Annotated in this window: 2 protein-coding genes; both read right to left on the bottom strand. The window is 32.0% G+C overall.

The window, feature by feature from the left end; genetic code table 11:
* Positions 1–131 precede the first annotated feature (131 nt).
* Complete coding sequence (locus L1S47_RS20445) at positions 132–650, bottom strand: NUDIX domain-containing protein (protein WP_238886947.1); 519 nt, start codon at positions 648–650, stop codon at positions 132–134.
* Between the two features lie 135 nt (positions 651–785).
* Positions 786–1,811, bottom strand: coding sequence for an IS1595 family transposase (locus L1S47_RS20450; RefSeq protein WP_238886948.1), 1,026 nt, complete (start codon positions 1,809–1,811; stop codon positions 786–788).
* Between the last annotated feature and the right edge of the window lie 90 nt (positions 1,812–1,901).

The raw sequence follows: 1,901 nt of genomic DNA on the forward strand, positions 1-1,901 counted from the left end.
GGCTATGTTTTAATATAGTGTTGAAAATAGACTAATAAAAATTATAGGTGGGATTGTCCACCTATAATGCTAAATAAAAGAATGTTGTGTAGTAGTTTGGTACTAAAAATGCTTATACTGTGTGCAATCCATCAATCCATTTTAATTTCCTCAAACAATTCGTCAATGTATGTATATTGTTCCCATGTTGTGAATGTTCCCTCGTCAATCATACGGTTAATTTCATCACGGCTTGCCCACATTGCATTGCAGGTTTCATCAGGAGCAAGAATTACGGTTGATATGTCTACATTTTGCCGAAATAACCAGACATCAGCCAAACCGTGACATTCAACGTCGCTACACGGTAAGTGATGTTTAATCATTCGTCCGTTCTGCGGCTCAAGAATAATACCTAATTCTTCTTTTACTTCTTTCAATGCCGTAGTCAAGCTATCATCGCCCGCAACCGCATTTCCGCCCGTACATTCCCACATATTTGGGAACGACTTGTTCGGCGACCTTTGCGATATAAGGTATTCACCGTTGTCGTTCTCAATCCAAACATAAACCTCAAGATGAAATTCGCCTTTGTTCATGGGCTTGCCACGCTCGTGAACACGCCCTGTTACATTACCGTTTTTATCTAATATATCCCAAAGTTCAACCAAGTTTATTCCTCCATTCGTGTACGTTATACGTACAAAATATAAATAATAAGTACTTCGTCATATCGTACTATTGTTCATTAGATTATAGTTTTTGATAACACTTATTATAACATAATTTACAAAATATCACACATACTATACATATATTGGCTCTCTATTTTTCAAATCTTTTATTTTGATATATGAATGGGTTATATTGCTTTGAACCATAAAGTTCTTAGCCTTTATTATCTCTTTATCTGTATCAAATATTTGAAGCCATTTGAACCACTTGATATAATTACTTATATATTTTGTTGCAACACCATTAAACCTATTCATCCATTTCTTTAAATTGCTATGGAGAGCATTGATATGTTGAATATGATATAATCCTTCTTTATGCTTTCCTCTTTTTATACGTTTGTGTTCTAATGATAAATCATTTGCAAATTGTATATAACTTTTATGACTATCAGTACAAAGTATAGATTCATTACTTATATGTCCATCATATAATTTTTCTAATTCCTTAGAAGTAATTCTACCTTTACATGCTAATTCCATAATTAAATTACCTTGCCTATCAATAGCAGTAGCAATGCAAACTTGTTCCTTGGAGATACCCCTTTTCTTAACTTGTTTACCTCTTTTACGAGAGTGTCTTGGCATGTTAGAAGGTTTTGTACCTTTAAAACTTTCTGCAAAAAATACTTCATCTGCTTCAATAACACCATCAACGTATCCTTTACCTAAAAATGTACTTATGCAATCGAGAATTTTATGTCTCCAAAAGAAACTTGTTGCTATGTTAATTTCTACAATTTTAGCACTTTTCCTAATAGAGTATCCATTAATCATACACTTAGCGTATTTAAGCCATTTATCTAATGTTTTCTTACTTTTATAGGTCGCAGAATTAGTAAAGTCCGTAAAAGTTTTCTTACAAGATTTGCAGATATATCTTTGTTTACCATTATACTTTCCATTTCTCGATATAGTTTCAGAGCCACAAAGAGGGCATACTTTTCCCTTAGAAAATCTAAACTCTTTAACTTCTTGTTCTACTTGACTTGTTTGTGAACCTAAAACAAGAATTTCTTCTAAAGTTGATAGTATCTGTTCTTTCTGATGTAATGGTAACTTTTCAATATCATTTAATATAGACTTTACATTTTGCATAATTCTACCTCCTAAACACTATTCTATATATATTATTACCTATTTTGCTATTAAATATCCATTTTCAACATTGATTTAAAACATAGCCAT

Origin of the sequence: Clostridium sp. YIM B02551 (assembly GCF_022324735.1) — a bacterium.
Classification (GTDB): Bacteria; Bacillota; Clostridia; order Clostridiales; family Clostridiaceae; genus Clostridium_T; species Clostridium_T paridis.

Bases quoted from the DNA above. Each gene is read 5' to 3' on its own strand.
- L1S47_RS20450 (WP_238886948.1), bottom strand. From the start codon at position 1,811: ATGCAAAATGTAAAGTCTATATTAAATGATATTGAAAAGTTACCATTA.